Origin of the sequence: Paenibacillus sp. FSL M7-1455 (genome assembly GCF_038004655.1) — a bacterium.
Classification (GTDB): Bacteria; Bacillota; Bacilli; order Paenibacillales; family Paenibacillaceae; genus Paenibacillus_AQ; species Paenibacillus_AQ cookii.
This window is the reverse complement of sequence record NZ_JBBORO010000001.1, coordinates 6,058,859-6,074,002: the sequence shown is the minus strand read 5'-3', so window position 1 is coordinate 6,074,002 and position 15,144 is coordinate 6,058,859. Positions and strand designations below refer to the sequence as shown.

14 protein-coding genes are annotated in these 15,144 nt (G+C 50.1%); 13 read left to right on the top strand and 1 reads right to left on the bottom strand.

Annotated elements, in window-relative coordinates; genetic code table 11:
• The first annotated feature begins 896 nt into the window (after window positions 1-896).
• The 13 genes from rpmH (at window position 897) to NYE48_RS27570 (ending at window position 14,528) form a co-directional block, all read left to right on the top strand.
• Window positions 897-1,031: a 50S ribosomal protein L34 gene (gene rpmH / locus NYE48_RS27630; protein ID WP_068778604.1), complete on the top strand. Its 135-nt coding sequence runs from the start codon at window positions 897-899 to the stop codon at window positions 1,029-1,031.
• A gap of 75 nt (window positions 1,032-1,106) precedes the next feature.
• Window positions 1,107-1,577 carry a hypothetical protein gene (locus NYE48_RS27625; protein WP_341000578.1) on the top strand — a complete coding sequence of 157 codons (471 nt, stop codon included), beginning with the start codon at window positions 1,107-1,109 and terminating at the stop codon, window positions 1,575-1,577.
• A gap of 34 nt (window positions 1,578-1,611) precedes the next feature.
• Entirely contained in the window at window positions 1,612-1,962 is a 351-nt protein-coding gene (rnpA, locus tag NYE48_RS27620) for a ribonuclease P protein component (RefSeq protein ID WP_212952000.1), read from the top strand.
• A gap of 73 nt (window positions 1,963-2,035) precedes the next feature.
• Window positions 2,036-2,926 carry a YidC/Oxa1 family membrane protein insertase gene (locus NYE48_RS27615; protein ID WP_341000577.1) on the top strand — a complete coding sequence of 297 codons (891 nt, stop codon included), beginning with the start codon at window positions 2,036-2,038 and terminating at the stop codon, window positions 2,924-2,926.
• Complete coding sequence (gene jag / locus NYE48_RS27610; RefSeq protein ID WP_212952004.1) at window positions 2,923-3,633, top strand: RNA-binding cell elongation regulator Jag/EloR; 711 nt, start codon at window positions 2,923-2,925, stop codon at window positions 3,631-3,633. Before NYE48_RS27615 ends, jag begins: the two co-directional genes overlap by 4 nt.
• A 211-nt stretch (window positions 3,634-3,844) precedes the next feature.
• Window positions 3,845-5,221: a tRNA uridine-5-carboxymethylaminomethyl(34) synthesis GTPase MnmE gene (gene mnmE, locus NYE48_RS27605; RefSeq protein ID WP_341000576.1), complete on the top strand. Its 1,377-nt coding sequence runs from the start codon at window positions 3,845-3,847 to the stop codon at window positions 5,219-5,221.
• 72 nt (window positions 5,222-5,293) lie between these two features.
• Window positions 5,294-7,180 carry a tRNA uridine-5-carboxymethylaminomethyl(34) synthesis enzyme MnmG gene (gene mnmG / locus NYE48_RS27600; protein WP_212952009.1) on the top strand — a complete coding sequence of 629 codons (1,887 nt, stop codon included), beginning with the start codon at window positions 5,294-5,296 and terminating at the stop codon, window positions 7,178-7,180.
• 2 nt (window positions 7,181-7,182) lie between these two features.
• Entirely contained in the window at window positions 7,183-7,902 is a 720-nt protein-coding gene (rsmG, locus tag NYE48_RS27595) for a 16S rRNA (guanine(527)-N(7))-methyltransferase RsmG (protein ID WP_341000575.1), read from the top strand.
• A 1,545-nt stretch (window positions 7,903-9,447) separates the two neighbouring features.
• Window positions 9,448-10,263 carry a nucleoid occlusion protein gene (gene noc / locus NYE48_RS27590; protein ID WP_036710762.1) on the top strand — a complete coding sequence of 272 codons (816 nt, stop codon included), beginning with the start codon at window positions 9,448-9,450 and terminating at the stop codon, window positions 10,261-10,263.
• Between the two features lie 707 nt (window positions 10,264-10,970).
• Window positions 10,971-11,732 carry a ParA family protein gene (locus NYE48_RS27585; protein ID WP_212952013.1) on the top strand — a complete coding sequence of 254 codons (762 nt, stop codon included), beginning with the start codon at window positions 10,971-10,973 and terminating at the stop codon, window positions 11,730-11,732.
• A complete protein-coding gene (locus tag NYE48_RS27580; protein WP_212952015.1) occupies window positions 11,725-12,564 on the top strand; it encodes a ParB/RepB/Spo0J family partition protein in 840 nt (279 codons plus the stop codon). The genes NYE48_RS27585 and NYE48_RS27580 overlap by 8 nt, the downstream gene beginning before the upstream one ends.
• Window positions 12,565-12,789: 225 nt before the next feature.
• Window positions 12,790-13,947, top strand: coding sequence for an aminotransferase class V-fold PLP-dependent enzyme (locus NYE48_RS27575; RefSeq protein WP_212952017.1), 1,158 nt, complete (start codon window positions 12,790-12,792; stop codon window positions 13,945-13,947).
• 80 nt (window positions 13,948-14,027) lie between these two features.
• On the top strand, window positions 14,028-14,528 hold the full coding sequence (locus tag NYE48_RS27570) for a DUF4446 family protein (RefSeq protein ID WP_036710754.1): 501 nt from the start codon (window positions 14,028-14,030) through the stop codon (window positions 14,526-14,528).
• Here NYE48_RS27570 and yyaC read toward each other — a convergent pair.
• Window positions 14,503-15,108, bottom strand: coding sequence for a spore protease YyaC (yyaC, locus tag NYE48_RS27565; RefSeq protein ID WP_036710751.1), 606 nt, complete (start codon window positions 15,106-15,108; stop codon window positions 14,503-14,505). The genes NYE48_RS27570 and yyaC overlap by 26 nt on opposite strands.
• Between the last annotated feature and the right edge of the window lie 36 nt (window positions 15,109-15,144).

The window sequence follows — 15,144 nt, the reverse complement described above, 5'->3', positions numbered from 1 at the left end:
TAACTGTCACTCCTTTAAATCTTCCAAATGCGGCATTGGCCTCCGCTACTTGAGTGGAATTGTCGAAAAAAAATGAAACATGAAGTATTTATCCCCAAGTTTCACGGTCTGGAGAAAATAAAAAAAGTGGATAAATTAAAATTGTTCACAAGTTTATCCACAGCCTGTTAATAATATTATGGGTGAAAACAGATATTCACAACCAAAAGTAATATAATCATAGCAAAAGAATCCCTTTTTATCAATGTATGCGTCCATTTTATCCACAAATTCAATAAGTTGTGTATAAATCATATTCACAACACTATATATTGTTTATAAATTGTTTAAGTTTCGACAGTATTCCTAAAAACGGAAAATCGGTTGTGCACAGGTTGTGCCGGAAAAAGGGAAGTCGAGGCGATTTATGTGAACAAGTGGATAAGTAAGGTCTGTGGATTTTTACATGCTGCGACGAAAGATGCCTGTGGAAAACCTTGCTGTGCCCCTCCAGCCTCCAGCCGAAATTTGGGGGAGCGGTTTGAAAGGGAGGAACCGTTCGTCCTGTGGATGATTCTTTTTGGACTGAGCTTTTATAATGAAATACGGATGGTCATTGTGGTCATTGCCCCGGATCAGAAGTAGAGTTCCCGATTTTGGGCTTGGCGGCATGCTTTAGTTCGGTTCGGAGAGGATGAACCTATAAAAAAGAGGAAGAAGAGCGGTCGAAGGGAGAAAAAGAACGACCCAAAAGGCGGACAAGCCGGATTCGGCCGAATTTCGGATGCGAAAAGGGGAAGGGTTCAGGTTGACTTTTGGCCCTTGACATGGTTAAATGTATAAAGGCATTTTCTGTGTGAATGAAAATGAATTAACCATAAAGGTTATTTTAAATCCTGTAAGGGGGTGCGCAATACATGAGACCTACATTTAAACCAAATGTAAGCAAACGCAAAAAGGTACATGGCTTCCGGAAAAGAATGAGCACGAAAAACGGCCGTAAAGTGCTGGCAGCTCGTCGTCAGAAGGGCAGAAAAGTATTGAGTGCGTAAATTTCGTGCATAAAGACCACCGCGGTGGTCTTTTTTTCTTCAATGAGATGGACATTCCAGGATCGGAGTGCGGTTTTGGGGCAGGAATCCGGCAGAAGCACCCGAAAAAGAGGGAGAAACGATTTTGCCGCGTCCGGTTTATCGGTATGGCGGAATGCCAATACTGGTAAATGCGTTTTTCTTTTGGATCAGGATGTGGATGCGGTCGTGCCGGCCGGCTGCCGGCGCTTGAAATTGCTGAAAGCGTTTCGTCCGAAGCCGCGGTTCGCCGTCTGTTTTTTCCTACTATTATATGAAGCAAAAATTTTCAATAGGATGGATGCGGGGGCAGTATGCGAAATGCGCCCGTTTTCCGGGCTAAAGGGATCGGGTGTATCCCGAATCGCAAGATTGATGATAAGAATCGAAAAAGATGTTTTAAGAGGATGGTATTGGTCTTCAGCGAAGGCAGGGGGCGGTTCGTTTGCCGCCAAAAATGCTTTCGCCGACGATGGCCCTCGCTTTCTTAAATTTCTTCATGCTTATTATCAAGAAATGACCGCCTGAGCATACCGGGCGGAGAAGCAGGCAGGGGATCGGGTTGCATAAAAGTTTACGATTACGAAACCGCGCGGACTTCAGTCGCGTATATCGCCATGGGAAGTCTTTTGCGAACCATCAGTTCGTCGTGTATTGGTTCCGCAAAAAAGAGGTAGAGAAATTTCGCGTAGGGATTTCCGTCAGCAAAAAGGTGGGCAATGCCGTTGTCCGCAACCGGATGCGCCGGCTCGTGAAAGAGATCGTCCGCCACCATGAGGACCGGCTCATCGAGCATGTGGACCTTGTTTTTATCGTCCGCAAAGGCGCGCTGGATTTGCCGTACAAGGACTTGGAAAAATGCGTGCTGCACGTGCTGCGCAAGGCGTCGCTTTTAAAGCCTCCCGGCCATTGAAAGCTGGTTTCTTTGTCCAATTGTTTATGGTATGATTTACGTTGAACGGAAGTGTCCAGAGAGGGGTTATGAAGTGTCGCTATTCAAGACGAGACGAGGCAGGAAATGGATCCTCCTCACGGCAGTGTTGCTGCTTGCAGTCATGGTATTATCGGCGTGCGGTTCCAATTCGGTAACATATACGACCGAAGACATGAAAACCAGCGGCAGTTTCTGGCAAAGAAACGTCGTTTATTATTTTTCGTTAGCGCTCGATACGTTTGCTCAGTGGTTTAACGGCGAATATGGACTGGCCGTCCTTGTGATGGTGATCATCGTGCGGACGATCATTTTGCCGCTGTCGATCAAACAGGTTCGAAGCTCCAAGGCGATGCAGGCGATTCAGCCTGAGCTTGCCAAAATCAAAGAGAAGTACAAAGATAACCCGGAAAAGCAGCAGCAGGAAACGATGCGCTTGTTCCAGGAAAACAAGGTCAATCCGATGGCGGGCTGTTTGCCGCTGATCGTGCAAATGCCCGTATTCATCGCTCTCTATAACTCGATTATTCACAATAAGTATTTGTATGAACATTCTTTCTTATGGCTCCAGCTGGGTAAGCCGGACCATACGTTCATTTTGCCTCTCCTTGCCGCAGCGACGACGTTCCTGCAAACCTGGATGATGCTTAAGATGAACCCGACCCCGCAGCAAGGGGCCATGCAGTTCATGATGTTCGTGTATCCGGTGTTGATTTTCTTCATGTCTTACCAGTTCCCGTCTGCGCTGCCTCTGTACTGGTTCTTCAGTAACCTGTACACGATCGTGCAGAACTACTTCCTCTACCGCAATAGACCGACGGCGAACGTAGCGGCCGTGTCCTCTGACGGCGGCGGCAATGCCAGCGGCAAAGGCGGCAAGAACAAAAGCCAAGGCAACAAAGGAAACGCGGGAAAAGGCAAAAAGGGGGCCAAAAAGTCTAAATGAGCAAAGTCGTCGTATCAGGAAAAACCGTTGAAGAAGCTGTAAGACAAGGGCTGGCCCAGCTCGGGGTAAGCCAGGACCGGGTATCGGTCAATATCGTAACGCAGCCGTCAAAAGGATTCCTGGGACTGATTGGTGTCAAGGAAGCGAAGGTGGAGCTGACGCTGCTGCCCGAGCCGGAACCCGAAACCATTCCAGTCGAGACGGCAGCATCCTTGCCATTAGACCCGGCTGAGCCGGAGGCCGAACAAACAAACGCCGATCCAGATCCTTATGAAGAAGCCGTGCGATTCATTCAGGATGTCGGCAAAAGCATGGGCCTGGACGTCACCGTCGACGTGCAGCATGCGAAGGATGTCACGACGCTTCATATATTCGGGCCCGATTTGGGCCTGATCATCGGCAGAAGGGGACAAACCCTCGACGCTTTGCAGTATTTGGCCAACATCGTGGCCAACCGCTATTCGGGAAGTTATATCCGCATCGTGCTCGATGCCGAAAATTTCCGCGAGCGGCGCAAAAAAACGCTGGAGGAATTGGCTGACCGGCTTGCGGGCCGCGTCATCCGTTCCGGCAAGGAAGTCGTCCTGGAGCCGATGTCTCCGCAGGAGCGGAAAGTGATCCACGCCAAACTGCAGGATCATCCGCAGGTGAAGACATTCAGCAAAGGGGAAGAACCGAACCGGCGTATCGTCATCACATTAAAGTAACGGGAGTTTCAAGGAATCCCGGGGACTTATAGATTGTCCTAAGACGTGCATGATGTGCAATGACTTTATTCAGCTGATGCAGCTGATGAAGTCATTGCTTTTTTCGTAGATAAGGAGCTCTATCCAGGGTCTTTATGACTCGCGATTCGGGTAGAGTAGAGGTAAGGGCAAACGATCCGTACGAACAATATAAAGGAAGAGGTGAGTAACGTTGCTAAGCGATACAATTGCAGCGATTTCGACGGCGGTAGGGGAAGCGGGCATCGCGGTCATTCGCGTGAGCGGTCCTGATTCCATTGCCGAGGTAGACAACATTTTTCGCAGCAAAACGAAGCTGACGGAGGCGGAAAGCCACACCGTCCATTATGGGCATATTGTGGATCCGGAACTCGGAGAACGGGTGGAAGAGGTGCTTGTTACGGTCATGCGGGCTCCGCGTTCTTTTACGACGGAAGACGTGGTGGAGATCAGCACGCATGGGGGCGTCATTTCGGTGAAAAGGGTGATGGATCTGCTGCTACAGCAGGACATTCGGTTGGCCGAACCGGGCGAATTCACCAAACGCGCCTTCCTTAACGGACGCATCGACCTGTCGCAAGCGGAGGCGGTTATTGACCTGATCCGCTCGAAATCGGACCGGGCGTTTTCCGTGGCGCTGAAGCAGGTAGAGGGGCAGCTATCGGATCAAATCCAGAAGCTCCGCCATACGCTGGTGGAGACGCTGGCCCATATCGAGGTCAACATCGATTATCCGGAGCATGACGTCGAGTCGTTGACGGCTGAATTCATCAAGGAAAAGAGCACGGAGGTCATGCAGGGCATTACGAAGCTGCTGAAGACGGCCGAACAAGGGAAAATCCTCCGCGAAGGGATCACGACGGCGATCGTCGGACGCCCGAACGTGGGGAAATCTTCGCTGCTGAATGCGCTCGCCCATACGAATCGCGCCATTGTGACGGATATTCCGGGGACGACGCGGGACGTCATCGAGGAGTTTGTCACGATCAACAACATTCCGCTGAAGCTATTGGACACGGCCGGCATTCGCGAAACGATGGACGTCGTCGAACGGATCGGGGTGGAGCGCTCCAAACATGCCGTCACCGAAGCCGATCTCATTTTGCTGGTCCTGAACGGCAGCGAGCCGCTGCATGAGGACGAACTGGAATTAATGGAACAAATCCGCGGTAGACAATCCATCGTCATTATGAATAAAATGGACTTACCTCAACAGCTGGATAAAGACGTGCTTTTGCGTTATTATCCGGAGGATTTGATCGTTCCGATGTCCGTCAAAACCCAGGAAGGCGTCGATGCGCTGGAAGCGGCCATTTCGCAGCTCTTTTTCAGCGGCAGCATCGAAACCGCGGACCTCACGTATGTTAGCAATGTACGCCATATCGCCCTGCTGAAAAAAGCCTATAAATCGCTTCAGGATGCATACGATGCGGCCGAGCAGCTGATCCCGATCGACATGATCCAGATCGATGTCCGGCTGGCATGGGAGCAGCTTGGCGAAATTATCGGGGATACGGCGTCCGAATCGCTTTTGGATCAAATTTTCTCGCAATTCTGCTTAGGCAAATAAGGATGGACGACATCCTGAACATATATCGGATTTTCTCAATCTGCATTTTCAAATTTAAAGGAGGTTTTTCATATGAGTTTTGATGGTGGCAGCTTTGATGTCATTGTCATCGGCGCCGGCCATGCCGGCTGCGAAGCGGCTCTCGCCGCGGCCCGTATGGGTTGCAGCACGCTGATGATCACGATCAATCTGGACATGGTTGCGTTCATGCCGTGCAATCCGTCGATCGGCGGACCGGCCAAAGGCCATGTCGTTCGCGAAATCGATGCCCTTGGCGGCGAAATGGGCCGCAACATCGACAAAACATTCATTCAAATGCGCATGCTGAATACAGGGAAAGGACCGGCGGTTCACGCGCTGCGCGCTCAGGCGGATAAGTTCCTGTACCAACACACGATGAAAGAAACGATGGAAAAGGAACCGAATTTGACGATGCGCCAAGGCATGGTCGAAGAACTGATCGTGGAGAACGGCGTATGCGTTGGCGTCATTACGAAAACCGGTACCGCTTATCGCGCCAAATCGGTCGTATTGACGACCGGCACGTACCTGCGCGGAAAAGTCATTATGGGTGAAATGACGTACGAAAGCGGCCCGAACAACCAACAGCCTTCGATCAAATTGGCCGAAAACCTGCGTGATCTTGGCTTTGAGCTTGTCCGCTTTAAAACAGGCACGCCTCCGCGCGTGCACAAGTCCACGATCGACTTTTCCAAAACGGAAATTCAACCCGGGGACGAAAAACCGAAGTTTTTCTCTTATGAAACGGAAAGCTCCGACAACGAACAGCTTCCTTGCTGGTTGACCTACACGTCGCTCGAAACGCATCAGATCATCAACGCCAACCTGCACCGGGCGCCGATGTTCTCCGGCATTATCGAAGGTACGGGACCGCGTTATTGCCCGTCCATCGAGGATAAAATCGTTCGTTTCAGCGACAAGCCGAAACATCAGATTTTCCTTGAGCCGGAAGGCAAGAACACGTCTGAATATTATGTCCAAGGACTGTCCACCAGTATGCCGGAGGATGTGCAGCTCGCGATGTTGCGTTCGATCCCGGGACTGGAAAAAGTGGAAATGATGCGCAACGGTTATGCGATCGAATACGATGCGGTGGTTCCGACCCAACTGTGGCCATCGCTTGAAACGAAATTGATTCCGGGACTGTTTACGGCCGGACAAATCAATGGTACTTCCGGTTATGAAGAAGCTGCGGGGCAAGGAATCATGGCGGGCATCAATGCAGCACGCCGCGTGCAAGGCAAGGATCCTGTCATTTTGGACCGCTCGCAAGGTTACATCGGCGTGTTGATTGACGATCTCGTCACGAAGGGCACCAATGAACCTTACCGTCTGCTTACTTCGCGTGCGGAATACCGCTTGCTTTTGCGTCACGACAACGCGGATTTGCGCTTGACGCCGCTGGGACATGAAATCGGCCTCATCTCCGAAGAAAGATACGCCAAGTTCCTGGATAAGAAACAAAAGGTGGAACAAGAAATCGAACGTTTGAAGGCGACCAAGGTCGGACCTTCGCATGTGAATGCGATGCTCGAACGGGTAGGCTCGGCGCCGATCCAGGATGGAAGCAATTTGCTGACCATTTTGCGCCGTCCGGAAGTCAGCCATGACGATATCGAAGAAATCTCGCCTTCTCCGTTTGACCTTACGGAAGAAATGAAGGAGCAGGTAGAGATTCAAATCAAATATGCCGGATATATCGAAAAACAATTGATTCATGTGGAACGCCTGAAAAAGATGGATAAGAAGAAAATTCCGGAAACGATCGATTATAACGAAATTGAGGGTATCGCCATCGAAGCGCGGCAGAAGCTGTCCAGCATCCGTCCGCTTTCCATCGGCCAGGCTTCCCGCATATCCGGGGTTACGCCTGCGGACATTTCGATCCTGCTGGTTTATCTGGAGCACTATAACCGGGTAACGGCTGCAAGAGGTTAACTATGGATCCAATACAAGAAGCTTTTGCGCTACGTCTTCAGGAAAAAGGGGTCGAGGTAACCTCGACCCAACTGGAACAGTTTGAAACTTATTATAGAGAGCTTGTCGAGTGGAACGAAAAGATGAACCTGACCGGCATTACCGATCGCGAACAGGTCTATACGAAGCATTTCTATGATTCGATCTCTCTTGCTTTTTATATCGATATGAACGACGTTCGTACGGTGGCCGATATCGGTTCCGGCGCAGGTTTTCCCGGCATTCCGCTCAAAATTTGTTATCCGCATGTGCAGCTGACGATTATCGATTCGCTGAACAAACGGATCAACTTTTTGAAACATGTCGTGCAGGAAACGGGCCTTGAGCAGGTGCAGCTTTTGCATGGAAGGGCCGAAGACTGGGCACGCAAACCGGAACATCGGGACCAGTACGACCTCGTCACCGCGCGTGCCGTCGCCAAGCTCGCCGTGCTTAACGAATTTTGCCTTCCTTATGCGAAGGTGGGCGGCGTGTTTGCGGCGATGAAGGGAAGCAGCCCGGATGAGGAAATCCGGGAGGCATCGCGCAGTTTCAAGGAGCTTAAAGGCAAGCTGCAGCGGGTAGAGCGTCTTACGCTTCCGATTGAAGAAGCCGAACGGCATATTGTCGTGATCGATAAAACGGCGGCGACGCCGGGCAAATATCCGCGTAAAGCGGGTACGGCTTTGAAGACTCCTTTGTGAGCGGACAGCATCTAAGTATAAAGACAACATCAGGAATGATTTTTCGAGGAATGTTTCACGTGGAACATTCCTCTTTTTTTATGCCGGAATAGGGAAGGGACGGTGTGGATGACGCCCTTGCCCGGCTGACTGAGGGCAAAAGTGGTGAACGACGGACCTCTTCCCGTGATGTGCAGCATGCTTGGATATGCTCACTTCTGTATTGAGACCTCATTGTTGTTCCACCCCATTGGGGAACACGGGCAAAGACCAGGAGCCGCTATAATGCCAATTCAGGCCTCCTAGAAGATGTGGCTTTCCAGGGAGGATGTGCATGGCTTGAGGAATGCCCCGGGTTTGTCTTAACTTCTTTTCAAGTCCATTTCTGAGCGGGCATCTTGTCCGCAAGAGTGCGTATGAAGTGGCGTTTCTGTCTCGGACACGCATCCTTAAATAGGAGCGCCGTCGCTGAAACGTCAAAGGACTTCCAATGATGATTCCATAATTTCACCCAATCGAGCGAAGAGGGGACGTGCATGTGAAAGGCGAACATTTTGTGCACAGGTGCAGCTTGGAATAGGCTGGCGTAGAAAGAGCCTCGGGTGTTGTTTAAAAGGTAAATCACAAGAGAAGCAAACGATGTTTCCCTAAGTTAATAAGCCATTCGTCAAATGATGTTTGAACAGTGAAAAAGAAGGGATGGTTTGAGGGAGGGAATGTTCGAAATATCCGAATAGCGAGGCGTTTGATTTCGATATCATCATCTTCCTTTTCCACTCTATCTTGTTCGATATCTATTTTGTGCAGCTATCAAACCAAGCGCAAAATTGTGGGCATATAAAACCATTAGACTTCGGATGTTCCCTTGCTCTCGATTTGATTGGCAGCCGGGATGGGAATCAAGTTAGCGGTTAGATCTGGGTTGGGCCGGGGTTTTAACTAAAAGGACAGAGAGTGGCGGTTGTTGCACAGCCTGGGATGGTTCCCCACAGATCAAAGAACTGAGCCAAAGCAAATCGGGGCGGATGGGAGGCGATCCAGGCCGGGAATGCAAGCAAACACTTTGCGTTTTTATCCACGGATTGACAGCATTCAACCGTAAAAAATAACTGATCGGCAGGAAAAAAAGAGGACTTTGGAGAATAGGATTATATGAAAAAAAGTGGTAGAATAGAGAGAGTTACCATAGTTGAAAGTTTGGGTTCAAGCAGTCCATAACATTCCTCGCCTTATAGCCGAAGTTCGCAGAATCAACCGGTCGTTTTCGACGGCTTCAAGCAGGGGGCAACCATTGCCCACGATTCTGGGGAAGCCCGGTCGAGGAAAGTTATCCCCGTATCGAAACGGTAGGAAACAGGGTGTACATAACGGGGGTTGCATTCGTACGCCCGGCTCTTGTTTTAATTCTATTTCGTGTGAATGGATCATGCGATCACCGATGCAGCTTGAGAACGGTCCCGTGGCATACGCTGAATGGCTGGGAAATAAACCAAGTTGATTTGTTTTAGTCATGTTGACCAAGCGCTTTGCCAAGTGCTATTACGAAATTAGGTGGTAATATACGGAATGAAAGAACAATTTTCTAAATTGTTTGGTTTGACGGAGCGAAACCATAGTGATGAAGTGAAACAAATTCCGGTCGGGGAGATCGTCAGCAGCCCATACCAGCCCCGTACGATTTTCGACGACGAGAAGATTGACGAGCTGTGCCAAACGATCAAAACCCATGGCGTCATTCAGCCGATCGTTGTTCGTGTCCGCAATTCCAAATATGAGATCATAGCCGGTGAACGGCGTTGGCGTGCCGTAACGAAACTCGGGATGGAAACGATCCCTGCGATTATTCGCGAATTTAATGATTCCCAGGCAGCTTCGATCGCGTTGATCGAGAACCTGCAGCGGGAAGGATTGACGGCCATTGAAGAAGCGGTAGCTTACCAGAAGCTGATCGACATTCATCAATTGACGCAGGAAAGCCTGGCGCAGCGCCTGGGCAAAAGCCAATCAACCATCGCCAACAAAATTCGGCTGCTTCATTTGCCTGAGGAAGTAAAGATGGCTCTGATGGAGCGCAAAATTTCTGAACGGCATGCGCGGGCCTTGTTGTCCTTGGATACGGAGGAGCTCCAGCTGAAGCTGCTTGCCGAAATTATTGCCAAAGAGTTGAACGTGAAGCAGACGGAAGCCAGGGTGGCTTTTTATAAAGAAGCTTCAAAAGTCAAAAAATCCAAGCGCATTTCCTTTACGAAAGACGTGCGCCTTGCGTTAAATACGATTCGCCAGTCGATCGATATGGTTACCGATTCCGGCCTGGCCATTAAAACAACGGAAAATGACCACGAAGATCATTACGAAATCGTGATACAGATCCCCAAACGTTGATCGGAGGGGGATGACTGCAAGCGGCTGGTCAGGCCGCTTTTTTGGAGCAATGGGTTGTTTTGGGTCGCAGACGTAGATCATTATCCTTAGCAAGGACAGGCCGTGGGGAAGGGCTTGTTTAAAATACGCGTACCCTATAGGGGAGACTTAGGATTCGTTTCCAAAGAATCTGAACATCCCATGGCCGATTTATCCAGAGCAAACAGGTTCTTAGGATTGATATCTACATGTGGATCTCCAAAGTTGTTGGATTGCGCATCATGCCAATTTAGGTTTGCGGGTTGACTCCCGGTGTTAGAGCAAACGGCTTCTCGTCCAGGAGCGGTTTGCATTTTGCTGTATTGCCGATCGATTTGGGGGAGTTGGAGGGCCATCTGCCGAAAACTCTTCAGGAAGCGATACGTGATTTGCGTTATAGGGTCCCAAACGAATTTTATAGGCGTATCATCCGTGGTATGCATGCATTGAAGCAGATCAAGTTGAAGAAACCGATACTTGTGGTTCAGGCTCAGGTTTTTCCTTTTTGCAAGAAAATGTACTCGTGCAGGGCGAAGCCGTTTCAGCTAGTACCTGAAAGGGGAGCGGACATTCGAACGTCGGTTCCGAATCGCGTTTTCTTTCAGGAGGTATGCAGCCGATTGTTTTGCTGTGTAACATAATCCCGTGACCTACAAGAAGAGTTTTCATACACAATGAGGTGAAATTGAGTGTCCAAAATCATTGCCATAGCAAATCAAAAGGGCGGGGTAGGGAAAACCACAACCTCCGTCAATCTCGGAGCAGGCTTGGCTTCGCTCGGCAAACGAGTGCTGCTTGTAGACATTGACCCGCAAGGCAATACAACGAGTGGCGTTGGCGTAAATAAAGCCGATGTGGCCAACTGCATCTATGACGTCATTATCAATGAAGTTCATCCTAAGGAAGCGATTCTTGAGACACAGGTTGAAGGGCTGCATATCATTCCGGCGACCATTCAACTGGCAGGCGCGGAAATCGAATTGGTTCCTACCATATCCAGAGAACTTCGTTTGAAAAAATCGCTGCATCTCGTGAAGGCAAACTATGATTACATCTTGATCGATTGCCCTCCGTCGTTGGGGATTTTGACGATTAACTCGCTGACGGCAGCCGACTCCGTCATTATCCCGATTCAATGCGAATATTACGCCCTCGAAGGGTTAAGCCAACTGCTCAACTCCGTTCGGCTTGTTCAAAAGCACTTGAATACGTCGCTGCAGATCGAAGGCGTGCTTCTGACGATGCTGGATGCCCGCACGAATCTCGGCATACAGGTCATAGAAGAAGTGAAGAAGTATTTTCAAGAAAAAGTATATAAAACGATTATTCCTCGAAACGTCCGCTTAAGCGAAGCGCCTTCCCATGGTCAATCGATTATGACTTACGATCCTCGTTCCAAAGGTGCAGAAGTATATTTAGAGTTGGCAAAGGAAGTGATTTCTTATGAGTAAACGGTTAGGCAAAGGACTCGATGCCCTCATTCCTTCCCTTTCGATCAACGACGATGACAAAATTGTGGAGATCCCGCTTAGCCAACTGCGTGCAAACCCTTATCAGCCGCGCAAAGACTTTAACGAAGAGTCGATCCAGGAACTGGCGGAGTCGATCAGGCAGCATGGCGTCATTCAGCCGATCATTGTCCGGAGCGTATTAAAAGGCTATGAAATCATTGCCGGAGAGCGGCGTTTTCGGGCATCGCAAATATGCGGGAAACCAACCATTCCTGCGGTTGTCCGGACGTTTAGCGATCAGCAGGTCATGGAAATCGCGCTCATCGAAAACCTCCAGCGTGAAAACTTGAATGCCATGGAGGTAGCGGTAGCCTATCAAGGATTGATGGATCAGTATTCCTTGACGCAGGAAGAGCTCTCGCTGAAGGTGGGGAAATCCAGATCCCATATCGCCAACTTTTTGCGACTGCTTTCGCTTCCCGAAGAAGTCAAAGATTATGTTTCACGTGGAACATTATCGATGGGGCATGCCCGTGCCATTGTCGGATTGAAAGACTCGGATCTCATCAAACAGCTGGCGAAACAATGCGTGGCAAACGAATGGAGCGTTCGCGATCTGGAGGAAGCCGTTAAAAATCTGGATCGTAAAGCGGCCGATAAAAACAAGGTCAAGGTGAAAAAACGCGATCCTTATATTGACAGCCTGGAAGAAACGCTGCGCGAAAGATTCCGGACGACGGTCAAAATTAAGCAAAACAAAGACAAAGGTAAAATCGAGTTGAACTATTACAGCAAGCAGGATCTGGAACGGCTGCTGGAGCTTTTGCAATAAAAGTAAATTTGTGATTGCGCCAAGATGACATGTCCGGCTTTATTCCTGTATAGGGAAATGGATATGTCTTTCTCTTTTTATAGGGGTGGGGCAAAACGAATGTTTAAGAAAGATGCTCTAGTTTCACCGCTAACCGTGGTTTGATTATTACGGTGGCAATAGTCGTGATAGGAGATTCCCGCAACCGATAGTCCGCATAAATGATGGGGAGGTGGATGTAGTATCATGGAACCGTTTATTTATTTGGATCATGCAGCCACTTCCTGGCCGAAGCCTCCCGAGGTGTTGCAGGCGATGCAGAAGGCGATGGAGGAGGCGGCGGCCAATCCGGGGCGAGGCAGTCATCAGATGGCGGTAAAAGCGAGCAGGGTGCTGTTCGAAGGCCGCAAGATATTGTCCCAACTGTTTCAGGTTCGTAACCAAAATGACATCATATTTACGTATAATACAACGGAAGCGTTAAATTTGGCGATTAAAGGCTTGCTGAAATCCGGGGACCGGGTCGTGGCGACGATGGTTGAACATAATTCCGTAAGGCGCCCGCTCGAATATTTGAAACGGGTGATGGGCATTCATGTGGAATATATTCCGGTGAACGGTCAAGGACAACTGGATATGGCCAAACTGAAAGCTGCGCTGGAAAGCCGCCCAAAATTGGTAATTAGCACGCATAGTTCCAATTTGCTTGGCAGCATTTTGCCGGTTGCCGAGATCGGGGAGCTTGCCCGTCGTTTTGGAGCGGTCTATTTAGTGGATGCGGCTCAAAGCGCAGGCTGCCTGGATATTGACGTATCCGCCATGAATATCGATCTGCTGGCCTTTCCCGGGCATAAGGGATTGCTGGGACCGCAAGGAACGGGAGGGTTATACATATCCCCGTCGATTGATTTGGAGCCGCTTTTACACGGAGGGACCGGAAGCCAATCGGAGGAAAAAGAGCAGCCTGCGGTCCGCCCGGATCGTTATGAGGCGGGGACGCCGAATACGGCCGGCATTGCAGGGCTAAGGGCCGGCGTCGCAGAGGTGATGAGGCAGACGCCGCAGCAGATATATCGGCATGAATGGGAGCTTGCTCAGCGGATTATCGAAGGGATTCGGGGCATTCGCCATCTTCGTATATTGGGACCCGAAGCGGGGCAACCGAGAACCGGAATCGTATCATTCGTTTCCTCGGAGAAGGATTCCAGCGAGATCGCCTTCCGGTTGGACCGGGAATACGGAATCGCCGTAAGAGCTGGGATGCACTGTACGCCGCTGGCGCATGAAGCCGTCGAGACGCTGCAGACGGGGGCTGTCCGGATCAGCGTTGGCGTCACCACGACGCGGCGGGAGGCCCATGCGGTGATTGATGCCGTTAAGGATATATGCGGCCAGCGGCCATAGGTTTGGATCAAAAATAGGCGCAAGGAACGGTATGGAAAAACGATTGTGATCAAGAATGAGGAAAAGGAATGAAATCAGCAATGTCGGACTTGAATAGTTTAATTTTAGAACAGTTGCAGTGGTTTATCGGCGGAGGCATACTCCTCATTTTGATCCTGCTCGTAATGGTATTGACGCAAGGCGCGAAGCTTAGAAAAATGCGCCGGAAATACGACCTGATGATGGCAGGCAGCGGTGTGGAGAATTTGGAGACGCTGCTCATCGACCTGAAAGTGCAAATGGATTCGATCGAGGACGAACATGAGCAGCAGCGCAAAACGCTGGAAACCGTCCTGGCCAAACTCCAGCAGGTCAAAGGGAAGATTGGCATCAAACGGTACAACGCATTTAGCGGTCAAGGCAGCGATTTGAGCTTTTCGATTGCGATTGTGGACGAAAAGAAAAATGGAGTTGTCATCTCGGCCCTTTACAGCCGTGACAGCTCCTATGTATATGCCAAACCGCTTGCGGCAGGCGAATCGTCGTATGCCCTGTCTCCCGAAGAGGTAGAGGCCATCAGTCTAGCCTCGCAACAAGCGTAGAACGGGATTTCCATTCCTGGATCGCCGAATGCAGACTGGACGCAATAATCTCCGATAGACGAACGACCAAACTTAATCGCGTGTTTTGCAGCACGAAATATTCCATGAAGCCGCCGACATTAACGATACCCGTCAAATGGATATCGCCAACCGGCGGTAATTCTTTATGTACGCCTGCGCCGGGCTTGAGGGGGCCGCTGGCGACTTGGATGCAGCCGACGCTCGAGGATTGCCCGAGGCAAGCATCGATGCCGATCACGAATGGACGGTCGTGAAGGGCATAAATGGTCGAAAGCGTTTCTTGCAAATTGACGGCATGGACGGGCTCGTCCAGCGTGCCGAAAAGATGGAACCAGGGGCTTTTGTAGCGGGCGAGGGCCGTGCCGACCAAAGGGCCCAAGCAATCCCCGGTAGAGCGGTCCGTGCCGATGCAGACGACCACGACAGGTTGTTGTTCTTCGGCCTGGGACAAATAAAACAAAAGACGATGAATGATAGCGGAATGGATTTCAGGATCGGTATGTGGTATTTTTAAGCATGAGAGCTGCTGGTTCTGGGATGGTTTGGGCAGCTGAGTCATAGAATCTTCCTTTCAAATGCGATTGGTAGTATCTAG

Excerpts from the sequence above, each read along its gene's own strand:
- yyaC (WP_036710751.1), bottom strand. The coding sequence starts at position 15,108 with ATGACTCAGCTGCCCAAACCATCCCAGAACCAGCAGCTCTCATGCTTA.
- NYE48_RS27575 (WP_212952017.1), top strand. The coding sequence starts at position 12,790 with ATGGAACCGTTTATTTATTTGGATCATGCAGCCACTTCCTGGCCGAAG.
- NYE48_RS27570 (WP_036710754.1), top strand. The coding sequence starts at position 14,028 with ATGTCGGACTTGAATAGTTTAATTTTAGAACAGTTGCAGTGGTTTATC.
- noc (WP_036710762.1), top strand. The coding sequence starts at position 9,448 with ATGAAAGAACAATTTTCTAAATTGTTTGGTTTGACGGAGCGAAACCAT.
- rsmG (WP_341000575.1), top strand. The coding sequence starts at position 7,183 with ATGGATCCAATACAAGAAGCTTTTGCGCTACGTCTTCAGGAAAAAGGG.
- mnmG (WP_212952009.1), top strand. The coding sequence starts at position 5,294 with ATGAGTTTTGATGGTGGCAGCTTTGATGTCATTGTCATCGGCGCCGGC.
- jag (WP_212952004.1), top strand. The coding sequence starts at position 2,923 with ATGAGCAAAGTCGTCGTATCAGGAAAAACCGTTGAAGAAGCTGTAAGA.
- rpmH (WP_068778604.1), top strand. The coding sequence starts at position 897 with ATGAGACCTACATTTAAACCAAATGTAAGCAAACGCAAAAAGGTACAT.
- NYE48_RS27580 (WP_212952015.1), top strand. The coding sequence starts at position 11,725 with ATGAGTAAACGGTTAGGCAAAGGACTCGATGCCCTCATTCCTTCCCTT.